The organism is Cellulomonas sp. NPDC057328 (assembly GCF_042667215.1).
Classification (GTDB): Bacteria; Actinomycetota; Actinomycetes; order Actinomycetales; family Cellulomonadaceae; genus Cellulomonas.
In genome coordinates, this window is the sequence record NZ_JBHUZW010000053.1 from 1 (window position 1) to 25,332 (window position 25,332).

The 25,332-nt window shown below is 76.7% G+C and carries 22 protein-coding genes; 6 read left to right on the forward strand and 16 right to left on the reverse strand.

Going from position 1 to position 25,332, the window contains the following annotated elements:
* Positions 1-217 precede the first annotated feature (217 nt).
* Together ACFUMH_RS11095 and ACFUMH_RS11100 are read left to right on the forward strand one after the other, a co-directional pair.
* Positions 218-595 (forward strand): DUF4870 domain-containing protein, encoded by a 378-nt coding sequence (locus ACFUMH_RS11095; protein ID WP_378204809.1) that lies wholly within the window; start codon positions 218-220, stop codon positions 593-595.
* Positions 592-957 (forward strand): DUF4870 domain-containing protein, encoded by a 366-nt coding sequence (locus ACFUMH_RS11100; protein ID WP_378204812.1) that lies wholly within the window; start codon positions 592-594, stop codon positions 955-957. Before ACFUMH_RS11095 ends, ACFUMH_RS11100 begins: the two co-directional genes overlap by 4 nt.
* 75 nt (positions 958-1,032) lie before the next feature.
* Here the strand turns inward: ACFUMH_RS11100 and hemW are convergent, their stop codons facing one another.
* Together hemW and lepA are read right to left on the reverse strand one after the other, a co-directional pair.
* Entirely contained in the window at positions 1,033-2,271 is a 1,239-nt protein-coding gene (gene hemW, locus ACFUMH_RS11105; protein WP_378204815.1) for a radical SAM family heme chaperone HemW, read from the reverse strand.
* Positions 2,272-2,281: 10 nt separating this feature from the next.
* Positions 2,282-4,171 carry a translation elongation factor 4 gene (lepA, locus tag ACFUMH_RS11110; RefSeq protein WP_378204818.1) on the reverse strand — a complete coding sequence of 630 codons (1,890 nt, stop codon included), beginning with the start codon at positions 4,169-4,171 and terminating at the stop codon, positions 2,282-2,284.
* A 126-nt stretch (positions 4,172-4,297) separates the two neighbouring features.
* On the opposite strand from lepA, the gene ACFUMH_RS11115 reads away from it, so the two are divergent.
* A complete protein-coding gene (locus tag ACFUMH_RS11115; protein WP_378204823.1) occupies positions 4,298-5,149 on the forward strand; it encodes a maleylpyruvate isomerase family mycothiol-dependent enzyme in 852 nt (283 codons plus the stop codon).
* A gap of 24 nt (positions 5,150-5,173) precedes the next feature.
* Here the strand turns inward: ACFUMH_RS11115 and ACFUMH_RS11120 are convergent, their stop codons facing one another.
* The 3 genes from ACFUMH_RS11120 to ACFUMH_RS11130 are packed head-to-tail and all read right to left on the reverse strand — an operon-like array spanning position 5,174 to position 8,522.
* Positions 5,174-6,013 (reverse strand): transglutaminase domain-containing protein, encoded by an 840-nt coding sequence (locus ACFUMH_RS11120; protein ID WP_378204826.1) that lies wholly within the window; start codon positions 6,011-6,013, stop codon positions 5,174-5,176.
* The gene (locus ACFUMH_RS11125; protein WP_378204829.1) at positions 6,010-6,939 is read right to left on the reverse strand and encodes an alpha-E domain-containing protein; all 930 of its coding nucleotides are present in this window, start codon (positions 6,937-6,939) and stop codon (positions 6,010-6,012) included. Before ACFUMH_RS11125 ends, ACFUMH_RS11120 begins: the two co-directional genes overlap by 4 nt.
* Complete coding sequence (locus ACFUMH_RS11130) at positions 6,933-8,522, reverse strand: circularly permuted type 2 ATP-grasp protein (protein WP_378204832.1); 1,590 nt, start codon at positions 8,520-8,522, stop codon at positions 6,933-6,935. The genes ACFUMH_RS11125 and ACFUMH_RS11130 overlap by 7 nt, the downstream gene beginning before the upstream one ends.
* 123 nt (positions 8,523-8,645) lie before the next feature.
* Between ACFUMH_RS11130 and ACFUMH_RS11135 the strand changes: the two genes are divergently transcribed.
* Positions 8,646-9,110, forward strand: coding sequence for a type II toxin-antitoxin system PemK/MazF family toxin (locus ACFUMH_RS11135; protein WP_378204835.1), 465 nt, complete (start codon positions 8,646-8,648; stop codon positions 9,108-9,110).
* 144 nt (positions 9,111-9,254) lie between these two features.
* Entirely contained in the window at positions 9,255-9,515 is a 261-nt protein-coding gene (gene rpsT, locus ACFUMH_RS11140) for a 30S ribosomal protein S20 (protein WP_378204838.1), read from the forward strand.
* Between the two features lie 145 nt (positions 9,516-9,660).
* On the opposite strand, the gene ACFUMH_RS11145 is transcribed toward rpsT, so the two are convergent.
* Positions 9,661-10,986, reverse strand: coding sequence for a tetratricopeptide repeat protein (locus tag ACFUMH_RS11145; RefSeq protein WP_378204842.1), 1,326 nt, complete (start codon positions 10,984-10,986; stop codon positions 9,661-9,663).
* Positions 10,987-11,141: 155 nt separating this feature from the next.
* Entirely contained in the window at positions 11,142-11,273 is a 132-nt protein-coding gene (locus ACFUMH_RS11150) for a hypothetical protein (RefSeq protein ID WP_378204845.1), read from the reverse strand.
* Positions 11,274-11,462: 189 nt separating this feature from the next.
* On the opposite strand from ACFUMH_RS11150, the gene ACFUMH_RS11155 reads away from it, so the two are divergent.
* Positions 11,463-12,191: an EAL domain-containing protein gene (locus ACFUMH_RS11155; RefSeq protein WP_378204850.1), complete on the forward strand. Its 729-nt coding sequence runs from the start codon at positions 11,463-11,465 to the stop codon at positions 12,189-12,191.
* 25 nt (positions 12,192-12,216) lie between these two features.
* Here the strand turns inward: ACFUMH_RS11155 and holA are convergent, their stop codons facing one another.
* The 9 genes from holA to ACFUMH_RS11200 all read right to left on the reverse strand — a co-directional run.
* Positions 12,217-13,149: a DNA polymerase III subunit delta gene (holA, locus tag ACFUMH_RS11160; RefSeq protein WP_378204876.1), complete on the reverse strand. Its 933-nt coding sequence runs from the start codon at positions 13,147-13,149 to the stop codon at positions 12,217-12,219.
* A gap of 175 nt (positions 13,150-13,324) precedes the next feature.
* Positions 13,325-14,848, reverse strand: coding sequence for a ComEC/Rec2 family competence protein (locus ACFUMH_RS11165; RefSeq protein ID WP_378204853.1), 1,524 nt, complete (start codon positions 14,846-14,848; stop codon positions 13,325-13,327).
* Positions 14,845-16,314 (reverse strand): helix-hairpin-helix domain-containing protein, encoded by a 1,470-nt coding sequence (locus tag ACFUMH_RS11170; RefSeq protein WP_378204857.1) that lies wholly within the window; start codon positions 16,312-16,314, stop codon positions 14,845-14,847. The genes ACFUMH_RS11165 and ACFUMH_RS11170 overlap by 4 nt, the downstream gene beginning before the upstream one ends.
* Before the next feature lie 137 nt (positions 16,315-16,451).
* Complete coding sequence (locus ACFUMH_RS11175) at positions 16,452-17,417, reverse strand: DegV family protein (RefSeq protein ID WP_378204879.1); 966 nt, start codon at positions 17,415-17,417, stop codon at positions 16,452-16,454.
* Entirely contained in the window at positions 17,414-20,326 is a 2,913-nt protein-coding gene (gene leuS / locus ACFUMH_RS11180) for a leucine--tRNA ligase (protein ID WP_378204860.1), read from the reverse strand. The genes ACFUMH_RS11175 and leuS overlap by 4 nt, the downstream gene beginning before the upstream one ends.
* Before the next feature lie 180 nt (positions 20,327-20,506).
* Positions 20,507-21,754 (reverse strand): MFS transporter, encoded by a 1,248-nt coding sequence (locus ACFUMH_RS11185; RefSeq protein ID WP_378204863.1) that lies wholly within the window; start codon positions 21,752-21,754, stop codon positions 20,507-20,509.
* Positions 21,755-21,820: 66 nt separating this feature from the next.
* The gene (locus ACFUMH_RS11190) at positions 21,821-22,513 is read right to left on the reverse strand and encodes a metal-dependent transcriptional regulator (RefSeq protein WP_378204866.1); all 693 of its coding nucleotides are present in this window, start codon (positions 22,511-22,513) and stop codon (positions 21,821-21,823) included.
* A 43-nt stretch (positions 22,514-22,556) separates the two neighbouring features.
* On the reverse strand, positions 22,557-24,113 hold the full coding sequence (locus tag ACFUMH_RS11195; RefSeq protein WP_378204869.1) for a D-alanyl-D-alanine carboxypeptidase family protein: 1,557 nt from the start codon (positions 24,111-24,113) through the stop codon (positions 22,557-22,559).
* A 113-nt stretch (positions 24,114-24,226) separates the two neighbouring features.
* The coding region (locus ACFUMH_RS11200; RefSeq protein ID WP_378204872.1) for a metallophosphoesterase at positions 24,227-25,332 on the reverse strand (1,106 nt) is incomplete at its 5' end.

Genomic DNA, 25,332 nt, shown 5'->3' on the forward strand with positions numbered 1-25,332 from the left:
GCGGCGTGCCGCCGGGATTCTCGCTCATGCGCGGGCTCTCCTGTCCGACGGGCGCACGGTGCGCCCACGCAGGTCAGCGAACCGACACGGGCGAAGCGGTGTCAAGGCGACGCACGGCCGTGCGTCCCCGCGCGCCGTCCGCGCCGGTACGCTGCGACCCGGACGAATCGCCCGTCCGGCCGCACCCGTGCCGGGCGCCCCCACCTCAGGAGCACCCGTGTCGCACGACCCGTACGCCGCACCGCCGGCCCGCTCGACGCCCGCCGCGACGTGGGCCGTCCTCGCGCACCTCGGCGGGATCCTCGCCTACTTCTACGTCGGCTGGGTCACGGCCCTCGTCGTGTGGCTCGTGCACCGCGGCAAGGACCACGGCGTCGCCCACCAGGCGCTCGTGGCGCTCAACTTCCAGCTGACCGTCCTCGTCGCCCTGGTGGCCGCGCGGATCCTCGCGGAGTTCCCGCTCATCGGGTTCGTCGGCTGGATCGCGATGGTCGCGATCGGCGTCGCGAGCCTCGTGCTCTCGGTGCTCGCGGCCGTCGCGGTGAGCAGCGGCGGGACGTACCGGTACCCCGTGACGCTGGAGCTGGTCCGGTGAGCGGCTACCCCGTGCCCCCGGTCGGCCCGCCCCTGCGTCCCGAGGACGAGCGGACGTGGGCCGTGCTCGCGCACGCGCTGCCGCTCCTCGTGTCGTTCGTCGCCCCGCTCGTCATCTGGCTCGTGCTGCGCGGACGCGGCCCGTTCGTCGAGCACCACGCCAAGGAGTCGCTGAACTTCCAGATCACGGTGCTCGGCGCGGCCATGGTCACGACCGTGGCGGCCGTGCTGACGTTCGGCCTGCTCGGCTTCCTGCCGTACGTCGTGCTGGTCGCGGGCGCCGTGCTGCACGTGGTCGGCGCCGTCGCGGCCTCGCGCGGCGAGTGGTTCCGGTACCCCGTCTCCGTCCGTCTCGTCCGCTGACGCCCGTCCGCCGACGCCGGCCGCAGGACGCGGGCCGGGGCAGCGCGCCCGGGCAGGGCGCCGGGCGCACGCCGGTCAGGCCGCGAGCGTCCGCACGACGGCGTCGGCGAGCAACCGCCCCCGGCGCGTGAGCACGACGCGGCGCGTGCCGTCGAGGCCGAGCGCCGCCCGCGGGTCGACGAGCCCGTCCGCGACGAGACCGGCCACCGCGGCGCGCGCGGTCGGCGCGAGCTCACCGATGGGCAGCCCCTGCGCGATCCGCACACCGAGCATGACGTGCTCGAGCTCGGCCGTCGTCTCGTCGACCACCTCGCGACCCGCCGCCGGGCTGCGCCCCGCCCCGAGGCGGTCGGCGTACGCGCGCGGGTGCTTGACGTTCCACCACCGCACGCCGCCGACGTGGCTGTGCGCGCCCGGGCCGATCCCCCACCAGTCGTCGCCACGCCAGTAGCCGAGGTTGTGCCGGGAGGCGTCGGCGGGCGTGCGCGCCCAGTTGCTGACCTCGTACCAGTGCAGGCCCGCCGCCGTCAGCAGGTCGTCCGCGAGCTCGTACTTGGCGGCCTGGTCGTCCTCGTCGGGGAGCGTCAGCTCGCCGCGGCGCACCTGGACGGCCATGCGCGTGCCCGCCTCGACGACGAGCGCGTAGGCGCTCACGTGGTCGACGCCGGTGGCCAGGGCCGCCTCGAGGCTGCGCCGCCAGTCGTCGAGCGACTCCCCCGGCGTGCCGTAGATGAGGTCGAGGGACACCCGCAGCCCCGCGTCCCGCGCCCACCGCACGACGTCCGGCACGCGCCGCGGGTCGTGCGTGCGGTCGAGGGCCGCCAGCACGTGCGGCACGGCCGACTGCATGCCGAACGACACGCGCGTGAACCCCGCCGCAGCGAGGCGCCGCAGGGCGTCCGGCGTGACCGAGTCCGGGTTCGCCTCGGTGGTCACCTCGGCGTCGGGCGCCAGGCCCCACGTGTCCCGCACGCCGCCCAGCAGCCGCACGAGGTCGTCGACGGGCAGCAGCGTCGGCGTGCCGCCGCCGACGAACACCGTCGAGACCGGTCGCGCCGGCAGCCCGGCGTCGCGCAGCACGCGGTCCGCGAGCGCGATCTCCCCGAGCGCCGTCGCGGCGTACGCGGCCAGGCTGGCGCCGCCGCCGAGCTCGGTGGCGGTGTACGTGTTGAAGTCGCAGTAGCCGCAGCGCACCGCGCAGAACGGCACGTGCAGGTACACGCCGAACGCGCGCCCGGCCGAGCGCGCCACGACCGACGGCGGCAGCCCGCCGTCGTCCGGCGGCACGTCGCCGTCGGGCAGCGCCGGGCTCATGCCCGCACCGTCACTTCTTCTTCGCGTCCTTCGCGTCCCGGCCGCCGCTGGACCCGGCGCCCTCCGACGTCAGCGCGGCGATGAAGGCCTCCTGCGGCACGTCGACCCGGCCGATGGTCTTCATGCGCTTCTTGCCCTCCTTCTGCTTCTCCAGCAGCTTGCGCTTGCGGGTGATGTCACCGCCGTAGCACTTGGCGAGCACGTCCTTGCGGATCGCGCGGATCGTCTCGCGCGCGATGATCCGGGAGCCGATCGCCGCCTGGATGGGCACCTCGAACTGCTGGCGCGGGATGAGGTCCTTGAGCTTCGCCGTCATCATGACGCCGTACGCGTACGCCTTGTCCTTGTGCACGATCGAGCTGAACGCGTCGACCTGCTCGCCCTGCAGCAGGATGTCGACCTTCACCAGGTCCGCGACCTGGTCGCCGATGGGCTCGTAGTCGAGGCTCGCGTAGCCGCGCGTGCGCGACTTCAGCTGGTCGAAGAAGTCGTAGACGATCTCGGCGAGCGGCAGCACGTAGCGCATCTCGACGCGGTCCTCGGACAGGTAGTCCATGCCCTGGAGGTCGCCGCGCTTGCCCTGGCAGAGCTCCATGATCGCGCCGATGAACTCGCTGGGCGCGAGGATCGTCGCCTTGACGACCGGCTCGTGCACCTCGCGGATCTTGCCGCCGGGGAACTCGCTCGGGTTCGTCACGCGGACCTCGGTGCGGTCCTCGAGCACGACGTCGTAGACGACGTTCGGCGCCGTCGAGATGAGGTCGAGGTCGAACTCGCGCTCGAGGCGCTCGCGGATGATCTCGAGGTGCAGCAGGCCGAGGAACCCGACGCGGAAGCCGAACCCGAGCGCGACGGACGTCTCGGGCTCGTAGTTCAGGGCGGCGTCGTTGAGCTTGAGCTTGTCGAGCGCGTCGCGCAGCACGGGGTAGTCGGTGCCGTCGATCGGGTACAGCCCCGAGAAGACCATCGGCTTCGGGTCCGAGTAGCCGCCCAGGGCCTCCGACGCGGGCTTGGCGGAGTTCGTCACCGTGTCGCCGACCTTCGACTGACGCACGTCCTTCACGCCCGTGATGAGGTAGCCGACCTCGCCGACGCCGAGCCCCTTGGTGGGCACGGGCTCGGGCGAGATGACGCCGATCTCGAGCAGCTCGTGGGTCGCGCGCGTCGACATCATGGCGATGCGCTCGCGCGGGTCGAGGTGGCCGTCGACGACCCGCACGTACGTCACGACGCCGCGGTAGGTGTCGTAGACGGAGTCGAAGATCATCGCGCGGGCCGGCGCGGCGGCGTCGCCGACGGGGGCCGGCACCGTCCGCACGATGCGGTCCAGCAGCGCCTCGACGCCCTCGCCCGTCTTGCCGGAGACGCGCATGACGTCCTCGGGGTCGCCGCCGACGAGGCCGGCGAGCTCCTCGGCGTACTTCTCCGGCTGGGCCGCCGGCAGGTCGATCTTGTTGAGCACCGGGATGATCTGCAGGTCGTTCTCGAGCGCGAGGTAGAGGTTCGCGAGCGTCTGCGCCTCGATGCCCTGCGCCGCGTCGACCAGCAGCACGGCGCCCTCGCACGCGGCCAGTGAGCGCGAGACCTCGTACGTGAAGTCGACGTGGCCCGGGGTGTCGATCATGTTGAGCGCGTACGGGGTGCCGTCGACCTCCCACGGCATGCGCACGGCCTGCGACTTGATGGTGATGCCGCGCTCGCGCTCGATGTCCATGCGGTCGAGGTACTGCGCGCGCATCGCACGCGCCTCGACCACGCCGGTGAGCTGCAGCATGCGGTCGGCGAGGGTCGACTTCCCGTGGTCGATGTGCGCGATGATGCAGAAGTTGCGCAGCAGCTCGGGCGTCGTGGCCGCCGGGGCGATGCGTGCCGCGGCGGCGGCGCTCGGGATCGGGGACACGCGCTCTCAGGCTCCCGGGTCGTGGGGGCGCCGGTGGGCGGCGCCGGAGGTCTGTCGTACTCGGTCGGCTCCGACGGGGCGGCTCGGCCCTGGTGGGCGGTCGCGGGTCGGTACCACCATGCTCCCATGACGAGCGACGTGTCGGCCCCACCGGTCCCCGCGGGACCGGTGGTGCGGCCGCCGGGCTGCGACGCCACCTACCTCGACGTCCTGGCGCACCTGCAGGACGCCTTCCTCGACGGCGCCCGCCGCGCCGACCCGCAGGCGCGGGTGCCGTGGTGCGGCCGGTGGCGCGTGCGCGACCTCGTCGTGCACCTGGCACGCATCCACCACTGGGCGGCGGCGGAGGCGGCACGCCGGCGCGAGGTCCCCCTCGGGCGCGGGCCGTTCGTGCTCGACGAGCTCTACGCCCGCTGCGCGGCCGAGCTGCGGGGCACGCTCGCGGCGCTGGACCCCGGCGCGCCCTCCAGCACGCTGCTCGGCCCCGGCCCCGCGGTGTTCTGGCACCGCCGTCAGGTGCACGAGACGCTGGTGCACCTGGTCGACCTGCAGCGGGCCGCCGGGCTCCCCGGCCCGGCACCGGTGGCGGGTGCGCCCGCCCCGGCGCTGTGGGCGGACACGGTGGACGAGCTCGTCACGGTGATGCAGCCGCGGCAGGTGCGGCTGGGGCGCACGCCACCGCTGGCGGTGCAGGTGCGCGTCGACGCCGACGACGCCGGCCGCTCCTGGACCCTCGGCGCTGCCGAGCCCGACGGCGGAGGGCCCGACGGCGCGGGGTCGGACGGCGCGGGGTCGGACGGCGCAGGGTTGGAGGGCGCGGGGTCGGAGGGTGGAGAGCCGGATGTCGTCGTCACCGGGCCGGCGCAGGACCTCGCGCTGCTGCTGTGGCGGCGCACGACGCCGGACGACGCGCGGCTGCGGGTGCGGGGCGACCGGGCGGCGCTCGACGTCCTGCTCGGCTCGCGCCTCGTCCCGTGACGGCGGGCCGGTGCGCCGCCGCCCTCACGCCTCGCGCGTGATGCGCACCTCCACCACGAGGTCCTCCGTCTGCGGACCGGCGTAGATGCCGCGCAGCGGCGGCACGTCGTCGTACGACCGCCCCCGGCCGAGCACGACGTGCCGGTCGCCCGCGGCGACCCGGTTGGTCGGGTCGAACCCGTACCACTCGCCCGTCCACCACTCGACCCACGCGTGCGACTCGCCGCTCACGGTGCGTCCCACCTCGCCCCCGGCGTCCGGGTGCAGGTAGCCGGAGACGTACCGCGCGGGGATCCCGACCGAGCGGAGGGCGCCGAGCGCGAGGTGCGCCATGTCCTGGCACACCCCGGTCCGTGCCACCCACGCCTCCGCGGCGGGCGTGTGCACCGTCGTGACGCCCGGGATGTACTCCAGCTCCGCGCGGACCGCGCGGCACACCGCCTCGGCGGCGGCTGCCGGCGAGCGGCCGTCCGCCGCCGCGCGCGCGAGCGCCACGACGTCCTCCGGCACGGTGGTCGTCGCCTCGTCGGCGAGGAACTCCGCGAGCCGGTCGCGCACCTCGGCGCCCCGCAGCAGGTCCCACCCGACGTCCGCCGACGGGGCGGAGCGGTCGACGACCTCCACGACGTGCTCCGCCGTGAGCAGCAGCGACCGGTGCGGCGCGAGCACCTCGAACGCGGTGACGTGCGTGCCCCAGTAGTCGCGGTAGTCGTGCGACCACGTCTGCGGCTGCACGTCGACCCGCGTCGCCAGCACCGACTGCCCCGGCTGCGACAGCGGCGTCACGCGCGCCTCGTTGTACGACGCCTGCACCGGCTCCGCGTACCGGAACGCCGAGGTGTGCACGATCCGCAGCCGGCTCACAGCGCCTCCCCCACCCACGTCAGCTCCGCGCCCGACGGGAAGTAGCGCCCGCGGATCGCGTCCGAGGCGGCGGAGCACGCGCGCTGCACGAGCTCCATCTCGCGCGGGAGGTCGTCGAGGATCACCATGAGCGGGCGGTACTCCAGGTTCGAGCGGACGTGGCCGATGTGGCGACGGGCGTCGTCGATGCCGGCGCGGTCGCTCACCGGCTCCAACGCCGTCAGGCAGGCCTCCGCCTGGTTCAGCGCCGAGACGATCGAGCGCGGGAAGAGGCGGTCCAGCAGCAGGAAGCCGGCGGCCCGCTCGTCGGGGGCGGTACCGCGGTACGTGCGCAGGAACGCCTCGTGCGCGCCGCACGAGCGCAGGAGCGTCGTCCAGCCCGGGCCGGCCGAGCCCGCGAGCGCGCGCGTCGTCAGCAGGCGTGCCGTCATGTCGGCGCGCTCGATCGAGCGGCCGAGCACCATGAACGACCAGGTCTCGTCGCGCGACGTCGTGCCGTCCATGATCCCGGCGACGATCGCGGCCCGCTCGCGCACCCACGTGAAGTAGTCGTGCGGGCGGGTCGGGCGCATGTGCGTCGGCAGCTGGTTCCAGGTGGCGTTGAGGCACTCCCACAGCTCGGTCGAGACGATCTCGCGCGCGCGCCGCGCGTTCTCGCGGGCCGAGACGAGCGCACCGGCGATCGCGGACGGGGAGAACCGGTCGTAGGCGAGCACGTCGAGGACGTGCTCGCGGCCCACCTCCACGTCCGGCGGCGGCGCCGGCCGGTCCATGACCGACAGCAGCGACCGGCACGCGGCGTCCTCCTCGGCCCACGGGTCCTCGAGGAGGATCTGCACGTGCACGTCGAGCAGGCGCGCGGTGTCGTCCGCCCGCTCGACGTACCGGCCGATCCAGAACAGGGACTCGGCGATGCGGCTCAGCACGTCGCACCCCCGGCCGCCTGCTGCTGCCCCTGCTGCTGCTGCTGCATGACCTGGACGCGCGCGTCCTGCGGGTTCGCGTCGATCGGGACCGACGCGTCCTGCGCGACGGGCGGGCGCTGGTGCTGCGCCTGCTGCTGCGAGCGCCGCGGGACGCGTCCGCCGAGCACCCACGTGTCCTTCGAGCCGCCGCCCTGCGACGAGTTCACGACGAGCTGGCCCTCCGGCAGCGCCACGCGCGTGAGCCCGCCCGGCAGGACGTAGACCTGGTCGCCGTCGTTGACGGCGAACGGGCGCAGGTCGACGTGGCGCGGACGCAGCCCCTCGTCGACGAGGGTCGGCACGGTCGACAGCTGCACCACCGGCTGCGCGATCCACCCGCGCGGGTCCTCGCGCAGCCGTGACCGCAGGGCGTCGAGCTCGGCCCGGGACGCGGCGGGGCCGACGACGAGCCCCTTGCCGCCCGACCCGTCGACCGGCTTGACCACGAGCTCGTCGAGCCGGTCGAGGACCTCCTCGAGCGCGCCCGGGTCCTCCAGGCGCCACGTGTCGACGTTGGGCAGCACCGGCTCCTCGCCGAGGTGGTACCGGATGAGGTCGGGGACGTACGTGTAGAGGAGCTTGTCGTCGGCGACGCCGTTGCCGACGGCGTTCGCGAGGGTCACCGTGCCCAGGCGTGCGCAGGTCATGAGGCCCGGGCAGCCGAGCAGGGAGTCGGACCGGAACACGACCGGGTCGAGGAACTCGTCGTCGACCCGCCGGTAGATGACGTCCACCCGCCGCCGGCCCTGCGTGGTGCGCATCCACACGCGCCCGCCGGAGCAGTACAGGTCGCGCCCCTCGACGAGCTCGACGCCCATCGTCCGCGCGAGCAGCGTGTGCTCGAAGTACGCGCTGTTGTAGACGCCCGGGGTGAGGACGACGACCGTGGGGTCGTCGACGCCCGCCGGGGCCGCGGCGATGAGCGCCGCCAGCAGCCGCCGCGAGTAGTCGACGACCGGCCGGATGCGCAGCGTCGCGAACAGCTCGGGGAACGTCTGCGCCATCGCCCGGCGGTTGCTCAGCACGTAGCTGACGCCCGACGGCACGCGCACGTTGTCCTCGAGCACGCGCCACCCGCCCAGCGAGTCGCGCACGAGGTCGATCCCTGACACGTGCACGCGGACCCCGTTGGGCGGCTCGATGCCGCGGGCGGCGCGGTGGAAGTGCGTCGAGGAGACGACGACCGAGCGCGGCACCACGCCGTCGGCGACGGCCTTCTGCGGCCCGTACACGTCGGCGAGGAACGCCTCGAGCGCCCGCACCCGCTGCTGCACGCCGGGCGCCACGTGCTCCCACTCGTCGCCACCGACCACGCGCGGGACGACGTCGAGCGGGAACGGCCGCTCCTCGCCCGCGAAGTCGAACGTGACGCCCTGCGTGAGGTACGAGCGGGCCAGCGTGTCGGCGCGCGCCCGCAGCTCGCCGTCGGACAGCTGCGCGAGGGCCGCGTGCACGTTGCGGTACGCCGTCCGGACCTCGCCGTCCGGGCCGATCATCTCGTCCCAGGCAGCCCCTGCCGGGTAGTCGTCGAACAGGTCCGCCATGGCCGCGAATGTAGTCCTGCCGTGTCAACGACGCGTTACGAGCGGGACAGCGCTCGCCCGGGCGCCGCCGCCGGAGTGCGCGCGCGTCGACGCAGGCCGCGGGCGTGTCGCTACGCTCGGCCCGTGCCCTCCCACCGCTGGACGTCCGTGCTGCGCGCCGTCGCGGACGCCGTCCGGCCGCGGCAGCGCCGCGCGGGCCCGGCGGCGGTCCGCCCGACCAGGGCCCCGCGGGCCGACGGCGCACCCGACCCCGGCGAGGTCGTCTGGGCGTGGGTGCCGTACGAGGACGACCCGTCCCGCGGCAAGGACCGGCCGGTCCTCGTGCTGGACCGCGACGGCGGGACGCTCGTCGCCCTGATGCTCAGCAGCCAGGACCACGACCGCGACGCCGCCGACGAGGCGCGCCACGGCCGGGTGTGGACCGACGTCGGCACCGGGGGCTGGGACCCGCGTCGCCGCCCCAGCGAGGTGCGGCTCGACCGCGTCCTGCGGCTGCGCGTCGACGCGGTCCGGCGCGAGGGTGCGGCCCTCGACCGTGACGTGTTCGACCACGTCGCGGCGGCCGCCGGGCGCCTGCACGGCTGGTAGCATCGTGATCTGCGTGTCCGCCCGGGTCGGCGGACACCTGCGCAGGCCGTTCCCCGCGGGTATCCCCACGCCCCAGTCCCGGCGCTGCGCACGCCCTCTACGACCTGTCAGATCGCTTCGGCGACCACACCAGAGAGTCCACACGTGGCGAACATCAAGTCCCAGATCAAGCGCATCACGACGAACGAGAAGGCGCGCCTGCGCAACAAGGCCGTCAAGTCGGAGCTGAAGACGTACGTGCGTCGCGTCCGCGAGGCCGTCGCCGGCGGCGACAAGGACGCGGCTGCCGCGGCCCTCGTGACGGCGTCGCGCAAGCTCGACAAGGCTGTGTCGAAGGGCGTCATCCACGCCAACCAGGCCGCCAACCGCAAGTCGGCGCTGGCGAAGGCCGTCAACGGTCTCTGACGACCGTCGCTGACGGCCACGGCCGCAGCACCGCACCACGCTCCACCGAACGAGGGCGTCACCCCCCCTGCGGGGTGACGCCCTCGTCCGTGTCCGCACCGGCGTGCGGCCCGGCGGCGGGAGCGTCGCCCCCGCCGCCCACCGGTCAGCCGAGCGACCAGGTCTGGTGCGGCGTGCCGGTCGGCACGGACGGCTGGAAGCCCGCCTCCCGCAGCGCGCGGTCGTAGGCCTTGGCGGCCTCGTCGACGTCGCCGCGCCGCAGGTAGCGGTCGCCCAGCTCGCGCCACACCCCGGCCGAGTGCCGCGTCGCGGCCATCATCCCGAGCATGTCCGCACCCCAGCGGTAGGCCGCCGCGGCACCGTCCTGGTCGCCGCGCGCCGCGAGGACGTCGCCGAGCGCCAGGTGCGCGGTGGCCGCCTCGAGCCGCGGGGCCTCACCCAGCGCGGTCAGCGCGGCGCGGGCGTCGACCTCGGCCGCCGGCACGTCGCCGAGCAGCAGGTGCGCGCGCGAGCGCTCGACCTGCAGCCGCGCGACGTCGACCGTCGAGCCCGCGGCCGCGAGGCCCGGCTGCGCGAGGTCGATCTGCTCGAGCGCGCCCCGCGGGTCGGCGGGGTCGGACCGCAGCAGCAGCCACGCGTAGTTGACGCGCAGGCGCGGCAGGTCGCGGTCGGGCTCGCCCTCGGAGAGCAGCGCGAGCGCACGCTCCGTGTACCGCTGCGCGAGCTCGTAGTCGCGCCGCTGCTCGGCGACGAGCGCCGCGTTCCAGTAGACGGAGCCGCGGCCGCGCGGGGTGCCGAGCGACTCCGCGAGGCGGACCAGCTCCGAGGCGCGGTGCGTCGCGTAGAGCAGGTCGCCGCGCTCGACGTACGCCCACAGCACGGTCGACGCGAGGCGCAGGTGCTCGTCGGTGCCGACGAGGTCCGCCGTGTCGAGGTCGGCGAGGGTGCGCTCCCCCACCTCGACGGCGCGGTGCAGGTCGCCCGCCTCGAGGTAGCAGCCCACGAGCGCGGTGGTCAGCACGGCGGCGCGCAGCTGGTCGTTGCGCCCCTGCGTCTCCGCGAGCAGCGGCTCGAGGATCGTGATGGCGGCCTCGAGCTCGCCCGTCATCTCGTGCGCACGCGCCAGCGTGGTGAGGACCTCGGAGCGCAGCGCCGGCGTGATCACCGACAGGTCGAGCCCGGAGATGCGGTGGACGGCACCGGACGCGTCGCCGCTGGCGAGGTCGAGGCGGGCGTAGTCGAGCTCCAGGCGGGTGCGGGCCTCGTTGGGCCCGTCGTCCCCGTGCTTGAGGAACTCGAGCGTCGTGCCGAGCCGCTCCGCCAGCACGGTCAGCGCGGCGTCGGTCGGCTCCCGGTGCCCGGCCTCGATGAGGGAGATGTAGCTGGGTGAGAACGCGTTGCCGGCGAGGGCGGTCTGCGAGAGCCCTGCCGCCAGGCGCGCTTCGCGCACACGGTCACCGATGGTCGTCATGAGAAGTCATTCTACGTATGACGCCCGTGTGCGCCAGACCTTCACAGCGGCGAGTCGCGTCCAGGTCCCGCGGGCGTCGTCACCCGCGGCGGTGAGCGTGCACGGTGGGACGCGCCGCGACTCCTTCACGGGCGCCCCACCGGCGGGTCACCGGGTCAGACCGCGTCCTTGCAGCAACCGGCGGCACCGCCGTTGAGCGACACCGACGCGGCCGTCACGGCGGGGAGGCCGGCCGCCAGGGAACCGGTGAGGACGAGGGCGGCGAGGGCAGCGGCGACGGACTTCATGTCGTACTCCTGTCAGGGCTCGGCGCCTGGGCGGGACAGACGACGTCCTCGCCAGGCCGGGGACGTCGCGGCAAGGGTGACACACCGGGCGGCACGGCGGGAACCTCGGGTGCGTCCGGACGGGTCAGCCGAGGATTCCACCCCCTCGCCACGCGATCACAGGGCGCGACATGTGGTGTCATGGTCGCCATGACTTCCGACGGGCGCGAGTCGACGCTGGCGCGGCTGGGCGCTGCGGTCGACGCGGCGATCCCGCACGACCTGCGGCGCGCCTGGGAGCAGCACGTCGCCCAGCAGCCCGTGCTCGTCGCGCGCCAGGGCATCTACTCGATGCACGGGCGGCCCTTCGGCTACCAGTTCAGCTACCGCGCGCCCGGCCACCACGCCGACGTCGCGCGCGGGTGGGGCCCGCGGGACCACGAGCGCGCCACCGAGCACGTGCTGCGTGCGACGTTCGGCCGCGCCGAGCTCGAGAGCGTCGCCCACGGCCGCCTGCTCTTCGTCCGGTGCCCCCGCGCGCACCTCGTGGGCGAGCTCGAGGTGCCTGCGCGCCCCGACCGCCTCGTCCTCGAGGTGAGCGCCACCACGGAGGTGGACGCGCAGGTGCTCGCCGGGATCCGGCGGCTGCGGGAGCGCGGCTTCCGCGTCGCGCTGCCGTCGTTCGTCGACCGGGCCGACCAGCGCCGGCTGCTCCCGCACGCCGACTTCGTCAAGATCGACGTGCGCGACCTCGACGTCGAGGGCCACCCGGTGGTCGGCGTGGCGCGGTCGTTCGGCGCCATGCTCATCGCCGAGTACGTGGAGGCGCCGGAGACCCTGCGGCACGCGCGCGACCTGGGGCTGACGTTGTTCCAGGGCAACCTCATCGAGCGCGCCGGCGTGCTCGACCGCGCGGGCGCGCGACTCGTCGGGCGCTGACCGCCGGCGCGCGGCGGCCGCACCGTCAGCGGTCGACCGCCCCCGCCACCCGCAGCACCGCCCGCTCGACCGCGAACCGCGGGTCGCGACCCTCGCCCTTGACCTCGGCGTCGGCCTGGGCGACGGCGGAGATCGCCGCGGCGAGGCCCTCGGGCGTCCACCGCCGCAGGTCGGCCGCGGCACGGTCGACCTGCCACGGCGCCATGCCCAGCTCGCGCGCCGCGGCCGCGCCGCGACCGCGCACGGCCCCCACCTTGGCGAGCGTGCGGAGGCGCGCGGCGAGCGCCGCCACGACCGGGACGGGGTCGAGGCCGGTCGCGAGGGCGTGCCGGAGCAGCGCGACGGCGCGCCCGGCGTCCCCGGCGACGGCCGCGTCGGCGACCTGGAAGCCCGTCGCCTCGACCCGCCCGCCGTGGTAGCGCTGCACGACCTCCTCGCCGATGAGGCCGCTCGTGTCGGCCACCAGCTGGGCACACGCCGCCGCCAGCTCGCGCAGGTCCGACCCCACGGCGTCCACGAGCGCACGGACCGCGCGGGCGTCGGCCCGGCGACCGGCGCGCGCGAGCTCGTCCTGGACGAACGACGCCTTGTCGGCGTCCGACTTGACCGCCTCGCACGACACCGTGGGGACCTGGGCGGCGCGCGCCGCGTCCAGCAGCCGCTTGCCCCGCATGCCGCCGGCGTGCCGGAGCACGACGACGACGTCGGGCACCGGCCGCGCGACGTACGCCTCCGCGTCGAGCAGCAGCGCGTCGCCCGAGCGCTCCACGCCCTCGACCAGCACGACCTTGCCCTCCGCGAACAGCGACGGGCTGGTCAGCACCGCGAGCTCCCCGGCGGAGTACTGCGCCGCGTCGACGCGGACGACCTCGACGTCCGGGTCGCGCTCGCGCACCCGGGCGACGACACGCTCGGCCGCGCGCTCCGCCAGCAGCTCCTCCGGGCCCGACACCAGCACGACCGGCGCCGGCTCGGCCTGCGTCCACGGGACGCCGGCGGGGGCGCCGCCGCCCCGGGCCGGGCGTCCCGAGGACGAGGAGCGCGCGGACGACGAGCGCGCGGACGAGCGGGACGCGGGGCGGGCGGGCACGGACCCAGTGTGCCGGACCCCGCCGACAGCGCGGCGCGGCCCGTCAGCCGCGCTGCGCCCGGCCCGCGAGCAGCACGGCCGCCGCGACCGCGACGAGCAGCGCGCAGCCCGCGCCGACCGGCCCGGGCAGCCATGGGACGGCGGCGCCGGGCAGCCCGGCGCAGACGCGCGCGACGGCGCCGGTCCACCAGCACGCGGCGCCCGCGACCGCCGCCAGGGCACCGGCGCCCGCGGGCCACCAGCCGGCCAGCGCGACGGCGCCCAGGCCGAGGACGGTCGCGGGCGCGACCACCGGGGCCGCGAGCAGGTTGGCCGGCACGGACCACAGCCCGAGGCTGGGCCACAGCGCGAGCACCACGGGCAGGCAGCCGAGCTGCGCGGCGACGGGCGCCACGAGCACGCCCGCCGTCGCGTGACCGCAGCGCGGCGCCCAGCGGGCGACGAGCGGCGGCCCGACCACGACCAGGCCGGCCGTCGCGCCGACCGACAGCACGAACCCGGGCGCCACCGCGAGCCAGGGGTCGTGCACGAGCAGCACGAGGACCGCGGTGCACAGCGCCGGCGGGCCCAGCGACCGGCGCCCGGCCAGCAGCCCGACGAGGCCGACCGCGCCCATGACCGCCGCGCGCACGACGCTCGGCTCGGGCCCGACGACGAGGACGAGCGCCGTGCCGACGAGACCGACCGCCGCGGCGCGCACGACACGCGGCGCCCCGAGCGCGCCGGTCGCAGCCAGCGCCAGCGCGCCGAGCAGGGCGAAGTGGGCGCCCGAGACCGCCGTCAGGTGCGCGAGCCCGGACGTCCGCATGGCGTCGCGCAGGTCGACCGGGACCGCACCCGTGTCCCCGACCGTCACACCGGGCAGCAGCGCACCCGCGTCACCGGGCAGGGCGGCGGCGAGCTCGCGCGCGTGCTCGCGCGCGGCCACGGACCACGCGGACCCCGCGGGCGCACCGTCGAGCAGGCGCGGCGCGCCGCGCGCGGCGACGGCCACCGCCGCCCGCTCGCCGGTCGGGCGCACGGACGCGCGTCCGCGGACGGCGATCCGCACACCCGCGTCGAGCGCCGGCTGCGCGACCTCGCCCGGGTCCGCAGAGCTCGCCGCCGGCACGAGCACCTCGACGTGCACGCGCACCCCGAGCAGCTCGCCGGTGCGCGCCGAGCGGACCGCGTCCGCCGCGACGGTGACCGCGACCCGCCGTGCGCCCGCGCCGCCGCCGAGCGGTCGCGGCGGCGTGGCGACGCGTCCGACGACGTCGACGAGCTCGCCCGCCTGCGCCGCCCGGACGACGCCGGCCGGCGCGGCGGCCACGCGCTGCGACGCTCCCGCACCGAGGACGGCGAGCCCGACGACCACGACCAGCACCACGCCCGGCAGCACCCGGGACCGTGCGCGGCCCGTGCACGCCACGAGCACGAAGGCGCCGAGCACGAGCGCGGCCGCGCCGCACGCGGCGACGAGGCGGACCGCGTCGAGCGGGACGAGCACCAGGCACGCCCCGGCGCCCCAGGCCACCGCCGCGGACGGCAGCAGGCGCAGGTCGACGCGCGGCCGGACGGCGCTCACACCCGCACGTGCGGACGCAGCCGCTCGAGCACCGCGGGACCGATGCCGCTCACCTCGTCGAGCTCGTCGACCGACGTGAACGGTGCCTCCGCGCGGCGGTCGAGGATCCGCTGGGCGAGCACGGGACCGACGCCCGGCAGGGCGTCGAGCGCACCGAGGTCGGCGGTGTTGAGGTCGACGCCCGCGGGCTGCGGCCCTGCGCCGCCGGCCCCCGTCGCCGCACCGGGCGCGGGCACCGCGGGGGCCGCGACGACCTCGCCCGCGCGCGGCACGCGCAGCTGCTCGCCGTCGACGACCGTGCGCGCGAGGTTCACGCCGGCCAGGTCGGCGTCGGGCGCCGCTCCCCCGGCCGCGGCGACCGCGTCGGTGACCCGCGCGTCGGCGGGCAGCGTCACGAGCCCGGGCACCGCGACCGCACCGACGACGTGCACCACCGCCGGGCGCGCCGAGCCGGTGGGCGCCGGCTCCGGCGGGGGCGGACCGGTCGTGGCCTCCGCCGCGCGCGGGCGCGGCACCTCCACGGGCGCGCCGTCGGGCGCGGTGGACGCCCGGAGCGCGACGCCCCCGGCGAGCAGCGCGACGGCGAGCGCGGCGGCGGCCGCGGCGCGCGGGGTGACGGCCCACCGCGCCCGGGACCGCGGCGCCGGCGGGTGCGGCTGCGGGGGCGGTTGCGGCGCCGTGTCGGTGCCGTCGTCGCCCGACGCGACGTCGGCTGCTGCGTGCGGCGCGGCACCGGACGCGCTCCCCGTGCCGCGCGTCCCCTGCGCGCTCCCTGGACCTCGGACGCGCCACGACGCGTCCGCGAGGGCGTCGACGGTGGTGGCGTGCGCTGCGCGCGAGGGCTGCGTCCCCCCGGGGTGCGGCGACTCCTCCCGCGGCGCACGAGGCTGCGGCGGTACGGGGTCCGGCCGGGACGCGGTCGGCGGGCGCGGCGTCCAGCCCGGGCCGACCACCGTGGAGGTCCACGGCGCCGTGCCGGTCGTCGGCATCACGTCGACCGGCACCACCACGCCGACCCCCCGTGCCGCGCCGACCGTCGGCACCGCGCCGACCGTCGGCACCGCGTCGGCCGTCGGCACCGCGTCATCGGTCGGCACCGCGTCGGGCGGCGGTTCCACGGCCGTCGGCGATCCCGCGGCGGAGGGCGCCGGCGTCGTCACCGGCCGGTGCGTGCTCGCGCCCGGCGGCGGGAGCTCCGGCCACGTCGGCCCGGTGGCGCGCCACCGGTGCGCCCGCCACGGCGCCGGCCCGAGCCCCGTCCCGGCCCCCGTCCGGGACGCGCCGTCGGCACGGGGACCGTCGCCGGCACGGCGACCGTCGCCGGCACGGGGACCGTCGCCGGCACGGGGTCCGTCGCCGGCACCCGCCGGCGCGGACGCCACCACGCGCGACGTCGTCCGGTCGCCGCCGGCCAGCGCGGCCAGGCGGTGCGCCACGGCGGGCTGGGGGCGGTCGCGGGAGGGCACGACGGCACGCTAGGGAGCCGGCCGCCCCGGCTCGGCCCGGCGACGGGGCGCTGGTGGACGACCGGGCGTGCCGGCGGGCTGGGGTCGGCTCGACGACCGGCACCGCGCGCGCCGGTCGGCACGGTCACGCCTGCCGCTCAGGCGTCGGCGACGACCACCGCGAGCAGCCCGGGCCCGGCGTGCGCGCCGAGCACGGCGCCCGCGTCCGCGACGACCACCTCGACGGCGTCGTGCGCACCGTCGGCGAGCCGCGCGGCCAGGTCGTGGGCGGCGTCGACGTCGCCGGCGTGGTGCACGCCGATCCGGACCGCGCCGCGCCCCGCGACGTCCGCGGCCGCCACCTGCTCGATGCGCTCGCGCGCGGCGCGGCGCGTGCGCACCTTGTCGGCCACGACGACGCGGCCGTCCTGCACCGCCAGCAGCGGGCGGAGCCCGAGGACCGTGCCGAGCGCCGCGGCCGGCGCGCTGAGCCGTCCGCCGCGCCGCAGGTGCTCGAGCGACTCCACGAGGAACCACGTGCGCGTGCCCGCGGCCGTGGCCGCCGCCACCTCGGCGACGCGGGTGACGTCGGTCCACACCGGCGCGGGGCCGCGTCGCCGCCCGCCGCGACCGCCGCCGACGGACCGGCGGCGTCGTGCCCGCGGGTCCTCGGGCGCGGCGTCCGGCACGGGGGTACCGGCGCAGCGCGCCGCGGCGAGCGCCGCGAAGCCCAGGCCCAGCGCCACCGTCCCGGAGTCCACGACGCGCACCGGGACGGGGCTCACGGTGGCGGCGGTCCGCGCCGAGCGCACCGTGCCGGACATCTCCCCCGACAGGTGCACGGAGACGATCTCGCGGGCGCCCGCCGCGGCGGCCCGCTCGTACGCGGCGGCGAAGGCCGACGGCGGCGGCTGCGACGTCGTCACGCGCGCACCGCGCTCGAGCGCGCGCAGCAGCTGGGCCGGCGTGACGTCGACGCCCTCGACGTGCCGCGCGCCGTCGATGGTCACGTCGAGCGGCACGACCGTCAGCCCCGCCGCCGCCGCGAGGGCGGGCGGCAGGGCCGACGTCGAGTCCGTGACGACCGCGACCCGGGGCGGGTGCGGCGCGGGCGCCGCGCTCAGGCGGGCACCACGTTGACGAGCTTCGGCGCGCGGACCACGACGACCCGCACGTCGCGTCCGTCGAGGGCGCGCTGCACGCCGGCGTCGGCGAGCGCGATCCCCCGCAGCTCGTCCTCGGTCGCCGTCGGGGACACCTCCGCACGGCCGCGGACCTTGCCCGCGACCTGCAGGACGCACGTGACGGTCTCCTCGACGAGGTACGCCGGGTCGGCCTCGGGGAAGCGCGCGTGCACGACCGAGCGGTCGTGGCCGAGCCGCTGCCAGAGCTCGTCGGCGAGGTGCGGCGCGACGGGCGCGGTCATGACGACGAGCGCCTCGACCGCCGCGCGCGGCGCCCGCTCGAGCGTCGTCAGGTGGTTGTTCAGGACGATGAGCTTGGCGATCGCGGTGTTGATGCGCATCGCCTCCATGTCGTCCCGCACGTCCGCGACCGTGCGGTGCAGCAGCCGCAGCGTCTCGGTCGACGGCGCGTCGTCCGACACGACGAGCTCGCCCGTGCGCTCGTCGACGACGTTGCGCCACAGCCGCTGCAGGAAGCGCTGCGCACCGACGACGGCCCGCGTCTCCCACGGCCGCGACAGGTCCAGCGGCCCCATGGACATCTCGTAGACGCGCAGCGTGTCGGCGCCGTACGCCTCGTACATCTCGTCGGGCGACACCGCGTTCTTCAGCGACTTGCCGATCTTCCCGTACTCGCGGTGCGCCGGCTCGCCCTGCCAGGAGAAGCCCGTGGGCGACGCCGCGTCCTCGACGACCTCCGCCGCGGGCACGTGCACGCCGCGGTCGTCGGTGTACGCGTACGCCTGGATGTAGCCCTGGTTGAACAGCTTGTGGAACGGCTCCGCGCTGCGCACGTGGCCCAGGTCGAACAGCACCTTGTGCCAGAACCGCGCGTAGAGCAGGTGCAGCACCGCGTGCTCGACGCCGCCGACGTACAGGTCGACGCCGCCGACCGACCCGGCGGGCTGGTGCCCGTGGCCCGGGCCCAGCCAGTACTCCTCCAGCGCGGGGTCGACGACCGCGTCGTCGGCCTGCGGGTCCAGGTAGCGCAGGTGGTACCAGCAGGAGCCCGCCCAGTTGGGCATGGTGTTCGCGTCCCGGCGGTACCGCTTCGGCCCGTCGCCGAGGTCCAGCTCGACGTGCAGCCAGTCCTCGTTGCGGCCCAGCGGCGGCTCGGGCTCCGAGTCCGCGTCGTCGGGCGCGTAGGTGCGCGGCGAGAAGTCCGGGACGTCCGGCAGCTCGACGGGCAGCAGGGACTCGGGCAGCGCGATGGGCGTGTCGTCCTCGTCGTACACGATCGGGAACGGCTCGCCCCAGTAGCGCTGCCGGCTGAACAGCCAGTCGCGCAGGCGGTACGTCACCGTCTTCTCCCCCGCGCCGCGCTCGGCGAGCCAGGCGACGACGCGCTCCTTCGCCTCGGCGACCGTGAGCCCGTCGAGGTCGAGCTCGTCGTTCGCGGAGTTGATGACCAGGCCGTCGCCGGTGCGCGCGCCCTCCGGGGTGCCTTCGGGCGCGTCGATCGTGTGCACCACGGGCAGCTCGAACGCCTGGGCGAACGCGAAGTCGCGCTCGTCGCCGCCGGGCACGGCCATGATCGCGCCCGTGCCGTACCCCATGAGCACGTAGTCGGCCGTGAACACCGGCAGCAGGGCCCCGTTGACGGGGTTGACGGCGAGGTGGCCGGTGAAGACGCCGGTCTTGCGGCCCGCGTCCTGCTGCCGCTCGACGGCCGTCTTCGCCGCCGCCTCGGCGCGGTACGCCGCCACCGCGTCCGTGGGGCTCGCGTGCCCGCCCGTCCACACGTCGTGCGTCCCGTCGGGCCACGCCGCCGGGACCTGGTCCAGCAGCGGGTGCTCCGGGGAGACGACCATGAAGGTCGCGCCGAACAGCGTGTCGGGCCGGGTCGTGAAGACCTCGACCTCGGCGCCGCCCTGCACGTCGAAGCGCACGCGCGCGCCCGTCGAGCGGCCGATCCAGTGCCGCTGCATCGACTTGACCTTCTCGGGCCAGTCGATGTGCTCGAGGTCGTCCGTCAGGCGGTCCGCGTACGCGGTGATGCGCATGTTCCACTGGCGCAGGTTGCGCTGGAACACGGGGAAGTTGCCGCGCTCGGACCGGCCGTCCGCGGTCACCTCCTCGTTCGCCAGGACGGTGCCCAGGCCCGGCGCCCAGTTGACGGGCGTGTCGGACAGGTAGGCGAGCCGCCGGCTGTCGACGACACGGCGACGCGTCGCCTCGTCCAGGTCGGCCCACGCGGCGCCCTCGGGCACGCCCGGCACGTCCGCCGGCACGGGACGCGCGCCCGACGCCAGCTCCTCGACCAGCTCCGCGATCGGCCGTGCGCGGCCGTGGCCGCCGTCGGGGCGCACCGCGTCCTCGTCGTACCAGGCGCCGAAGACCTGCAGGAAGATCCACTGCGTCCACCGGACGTACCCGGGGTCGATGGTCGCGAACGAGCGGCGCGGGTCGTGCGCCAGGCCCAGGCGGCGCAGCTGGCGCTGCATGATCGCGATGTTCGCCTCGGTGGTCGTGCGCGGGTGCTGCCCCGTCTGCACGGCGTACTGCTCGGCGGGCAGGCCGAACGCGTCAAAGGCCAGCGCGTGCAGGACGTTGTCGCCGCACATCCGCCGGTACCGGCCGACGACGTCGGTCGCGATGTACCCCAGCGGGTGGCCGACGTGCAGGCCCGCGCCCGACGGGTACGGGAACATGTCCATGACGTAGAACGGGCGCGCGGACGGGTCGGCGTGCCGGCCGTCACCGTCCGTGAGGTGCCCGACGGGGTTCGGCGTGAAGTACGTGCCGCGGCGCTCCCACTCGTCCTGCCAGCGCAGCTCGATCTGCTCGGCGAGCGCGGCCGTGTACCGGAACGGGACGTCGTCGGGGGTGGTGGTGGGGGCCTGGCTCATGGTGGTCCTTCGCCGCGGGGGGTTCGTGGGGGTCAGCCGGCACCACGCACACCGCGACGAGCGACCGGCCTAGGGGGTCTCGCCGCGGCGTCGAAGGAGGAACCTGTCCGCCAGCACGGGACGACCTTACCCCCGCCCACGGACGCCCCGACAACCCGACGCGGGCGGCGCGGGCGCGCGTCACACGGTCGCGTGCACCCCCGTCGGGGAGGCCGCCCGAGGGCCGTCCTGCGGCGGTTCGGACGCCGCCGGCGGCGCGGTCCGACCCACGGCCAGCACGACGACGAGCCCGAGCGCGGTGAGCGCGGCACCGACCCACGCGGGCGCGAGCAGGCCCCAGCCGCCGGCGATGACCAGCCCGCCGAGGAACGCGCCGGCGGCGTTGCCGAGGTTGAGGGCGGAGTGGCACAGCGCCGCGCCGAGCGACGGCGCCGCGGGCGAGACGTCCATCAGCCGCGTCTGCAGCGCGAGGCCGAGCACCTGGGACGTGACGCCGAGCAGCACGAGCGCGGGGACCACCGCCGCCGGCCACGGCCCGACGAGCGCGATCAGGACGAGCACCGCGATGGTCGCGACCATGCCGCCGACGACGGTGCCGAGCACCGAGCGGTCGGCCAGGCGCCCACCGAGGAGCGTGCCGGCCGTCATGCCGACGCCGTACAGCGCGAGCACGAGCGGCACGGTCGTCACCGCGAGCCCGCTCACGTCGGTGAGCAGCGGCTTGACGTACGAGTAGACGGCGAACATGCCGCCGAACCCGATCGCGCCCGCGCCGAACGCCACCCACAGGGGGCCGTTGCGCAGCGCGGCGAGCTCGCCGCGCACCGTGGCGTCGGCGGCCGCGGGCAGCGACGGCGTCCAGGCGCGCAGCGCGACGAGCGTCGCGAGCCCGATGCCGCCGACCGCGACGAACGCCCACCGCCAGCCCACGGCGTGGCCGACCACCGAGGACAGCGGCACGCCGACCGCGCAGGCGACCGTGAGGCCGGCCATCATGGCCGAGACCGCGCGGCCGCGGCGCTCGGGACCGACGACGGCGGTGCCGACGACCGCGCCGACGCCGAAGAACGCGCCGTGCGGCAGCCCCGCGAGGAACCGCGCCGCCACCAGCGTCTCGGCGGTCGGGGCGAACGCCGCCAGGACGTTGCCCACCGTGAACGCCGCCATGAGCACCAGGAGGAGCCGACGGCGGTCGGTACGCGCGCCGAGCGCGGCGAGCGTGGGGGCCCCGAGCACGACGCCGAGCGCGTACGCGGTGATGGCGTGGCCCGCGACGGGGATCGACACGTCGAGGTCCGTCGCGATCTCCGGGAGCAGGCCCATCGTGGCGAACTCGGTGGTGCCGATGCCGAAGCCGCCGAGCGCGAGCGCGAGCAGCGCCGTGCGGGCGCGCCGTGACGTGGTCGGGTGCGGGGTGGTGACGGTCACGCGGCCTCGAATCGATTCGAGCAGAGGTCGAGGGACGCCGTCGGCCGCTCGGGGGATGCGCTCAGACTACGCCGGGACCGGCGCGGCGAGCCAGATGGCGCTCGCCGCGACCTCGCCCAGCTCCACGCGGGCGGGCGGCGCGCCGTCGATCTCGACGCTCACCACCCCGGTCACGGCGCGGCGCTCGTCGAGGCGCACGCGGGCGTCGAGGACGAGCCCGACGTCGTCGAGGTACCGCAGCAGCTCCGGGTCGGCGTCGGAGATCCGCGCCACGACGTACGCGCCCGGCTCCACCTCCCACATCACGCGCGCGTCCGGCAGGTGCACCGTGCCGTCCGGGCCGGGGATCGGGTCGCCGTGCGGGTCGCGGTCGGGGTGGCCGAGCAGCTCCGCCACGCGCTCCACGAAGCGGTCGCTCACGGCGTGCTCGAGCACCTCCGCCTCGTCGTGCACCTCGTCCCACGCGTAGCCGAGCTTCTCGACGAGGTACGTCTCGAGCAGCCGGTGCCGGCGCACCATCGCGACCGCGTGCGCGCGGCCGACGTCCGTCAGCTCGACCGCGCCGTACGGCCGGTGCGTCACCAGCCCGGCGTCCGCGAGCCGCCGCACCGTCTCGGACACCGTGGACGCCCCCACGCCGAGGCGGCCGGCGAGCAGCTTGGTCGTCACGGGCGCGTCCGACCACTCCTGGGCGCCCCAGATGACCTTGAGGTAGTCCTGGCCGACGGCCGTCAGCGGGGCGGGGCTGTCCGAGGTCACGGGCACCAGGGTAGGGCGCTCCGCGGGACGTCGGCGGCGCCGCTCAGTGCCCGTCCACGCTCCAGTGCCACGGCTCCCCGGGCAGGTTCTCGAGCCCGTACGCGGCGGCGTGCTCCGCGAGCCACACGTAGCCGGCCGACGCCGAGCCGAGCGTGCGGCCGCCGACGGTGAAGTCGACCGCGAGGCCGCGCTCGTGCCGCGACGAGCCGGGCCGCGCCGTGCTCGGCGAGCAGGACGACGCCGGCGCCTCGTACACGTGCCAGTCCGTCGGGCCGCAGTGCGCCCGGCGCAGCGCGACCTGCTGCTCGCCGCTGCGCCACCCGCCGCCGCGCAGCTCGACGCCGTCCGCGCGGGCGTCCTCGACGAGCGCGTCCACCGCCTGCGCGAGGCACGGGTGCACGCGGATGCCGCTGCGGGTGACGACCGTGTCGCCCTGCGCGACCGGGCCGTCGACGAGGTCGCAGTCGGTGGGCTGCGCACCGGTCGGCACGCGCGCGGCGGGCGCGGCCACCTGCCACAGCACCTCGCCCACGGGGCCGTGCAGCACCACCGCGGCCTCCTCGAGGACGAGCCGCGCGCCCGGCCGGCCCGCGGTGCCGGTACCCCACACCGGCGCACCCGCGGCGTCGAGCAGCACGAGGTCGCCGTCCTCCTGCAGGCGCGCCGTCGCGCCGGTCGTCGTCCCCGACGTCCACAGCGGTTCGCCGTCCAGCGCGACGACGAGCGCGCCGTCCGTCACCTCGACGCGCAGGTGCCCGGACGGCGAGCCGAGGGACGCACCGGCGCCCAGCTCGGCGCCGGGCGCGAGCTCCGCGGGGCCGATCGGCTCGCCCGACGACCACACCGGGACGCCGTCGCGGTCGACCAGCACGAGCGTCCCGTCGTCCTGCACCGCGAGCGTCGTGCCGCCCTGCCCGGCCGTCCGGCTGCGCCACAGCCACGCGCCGTCCTCGTCGACGGCGACGAGGTTCCCGTCGGGGCGCAGCTCCAGCGCGACCGCCGGTGCGGCCGGCGCCGTCGCGTCCCGGTCGCCCGCCCCGGGCGTCCACCGGACCGTGCCGTCGGGGCCCATGAGCTGCACGCCCACGTCCGGCAGCACGAAGAGGTTGTGCAGGCCGTCGGGGGACGACAGGACGTCGCCCGCGTCGAGGCGGACCGGCCCCGACAGGCTGGCGGGTTCCTGCGCCGTGCCGCTCTGCCACGCGACGGCGCCCGCCGCGTCGACGACGACGAGGTCGCCGTCGTCCCGGACCTGCAGCGCACCGCCCGCCGCGGCGGTGCCCGTGCGCCACACCACGCCGCCGTCGGGCGCGACCAGCTCGACGTCGCCGGCCTCGGTCGTGCGCAGCGTCGATCCCGGCACGCCCCGCCCCGACGACCAGCGCACCGTGCCGTCGAGCGCGTACAGGCCGAGCGCACCGTCCGGCTGCACCACGAGCGTGTGCGCGCCGCCCGGCGCGAGCAGCGCCTGGCCGGCCGTCAGCGACTCGCCGGCGCGCAGGGCGTCCTCGCCGGCGGCTGCCGTCGCCGGCCCGCCCAGCGCGACGAGGAGCGCCGCGGCGAGCGGCACGGCCAGGACGACGACGGACGCACGGCGCACGCGGTTCCCTCCCCCGAGGTCGCCGGCGGCCACCCCCTGCGGCCGTCGGCTGCACCAGGGCAACACCTCCGTCGCCGATGCGCAAGACCCCGTCCGTACCTGCGGTCAGGTGTTCACCCGCCGTCGACGGAGCCGTCGCCGCCGGCGGGCGCGTCGCCCGCGCCGGGGTCGCCGGCCGACGGGGCGTCCGGGGCCGTGCCGTCGGGGTCCGTGCCGCCCGGGTCCGTACCGTCGGCACCCGTGCCGTCCCGACCCGTGCCGTCGGCGCCCGCCTCGTCCGCCTCCGGCTCGACGACGTCCGGCCACGGCTGCCGGTCCTCGACGGTCACCGTCGCGTCGGGCGCCACGCGCACCACCTGCACGTCGAGGAAGCGCCGGTCCCGCGGGTCGAACCGCAGCAGCGTCAGCTCCGCCACGCCGCGCAGCGGGCCGACCGTCGGCTGGCCGAGCGTCGCACCGGCCGTGCTCGAGCTGATGTACCGGATGCCGAGGCCGACCTGCTCGGGGCCGACGCGGCGGTGGTAGTGGCCCGACACCTGCGCCGGCACGCACCCGTCCCGGAGGGCCTCGTCGCCGGCGGTCGGCGTGTGCACGAGCAGCAGGTCGACGTCGCCGTCGTCGCACGCCGTCTCCGCGAGCCGGCGGGCCTGCTCACCCGGCGTCTCGTCGTCCGTCGCCGTCGTGCCGCCGCCCACGCGCGTCTCGTTGGCGTCGCGGTCGCCGAGCACGCGGACGCCCGCGACGTCGACGACCGACCCGTCGAGCACGGTCGCGCCCGCGCGGGCGTACCGGCGCGTCGTGTCGCGCGAGTCGTGGTTGCCGGGGGACGTGACGAGCGGGACACCCGACGGGACCGCGCGTGCGAACGACGTCACGCAGTACTGCTCGACCGACGTGCCGTTCATCGTCGTGTCGCCCGCGTCGAGCACCGCGTCGACGCCCGCCAGCTCCGCGAGCGTGCCGACGAGGGGCGCCATGCCGACGTTGCAGTGCAGGTCCGAGACGACGAGGAGCGTGACCGGCTCCACCGGCTGCTCGTCGTCGGTGCCGCGCGTGGCGTCGGGGCTCGGCGTCGCGGCGCCGGGCGTCGGGGCGTCGTCGCCGGCGGGCGCGTCGCCGTCCGTCGCTCCCTGCGGCGCCGCGTCGCCGGCACCGTCCGCCTCGCCGGCACCATCCGCCTCGCCACCGGCGCCCCCGTCGCCACCGACGCGCCCGTCGG

Coding starts and splice junctions, on each gene's coding strand:
- hemW (WP_378204815.1), bottom strand. CDS start 2,271: ATGAGCCCGGCGCTGCCCGACGGCGACGTGCCGCCGGACGACGGCGGG.
- ACFUMH_RS11115 (WP_378204823.1), top strand. CDS start 4,298: ATGACGAGCGACGTGTCGGCCCCACCGGTCCCCGCGGGACCGGTGGTG.
- ACFUMH_RS11130 (WP_378204832.1), bottom strand. CDS start 8,522: ATGGCGGACCTGTTCGACGACTACCCGGCAGGGGCTGCCTGGGACGAG.
- ACFUMH_RS11145 (WP_378204842.1), bottom strand. CDS start 10,986: ATGACGACCATCGGTGACCGTGTGCGCGAAGCGCGCCTGGCGGCAGGG.
- ACFUMH_RS11150 (WP_378204845.1), bottom strand. CDS start 11,273: ATGAAGTCCGTCGCCGCTGCCCTCGCCGCCCTCGTCCTCACCGGTTCC.
- ACFUMH_RS11155 (WP_378204850.1), top strand. CDS start 11,463: ATGACTTCCGACGGGCGCGAGTCGACGCTGGCGCGGCTGGGCGCTGCG.
- leuS (WP_378204860.1), bottom strand. CDS start 20,326: ATGAGCCAGGCCCCCACCACCACCCCCGACGACGTCCCGTTCCGGTAC.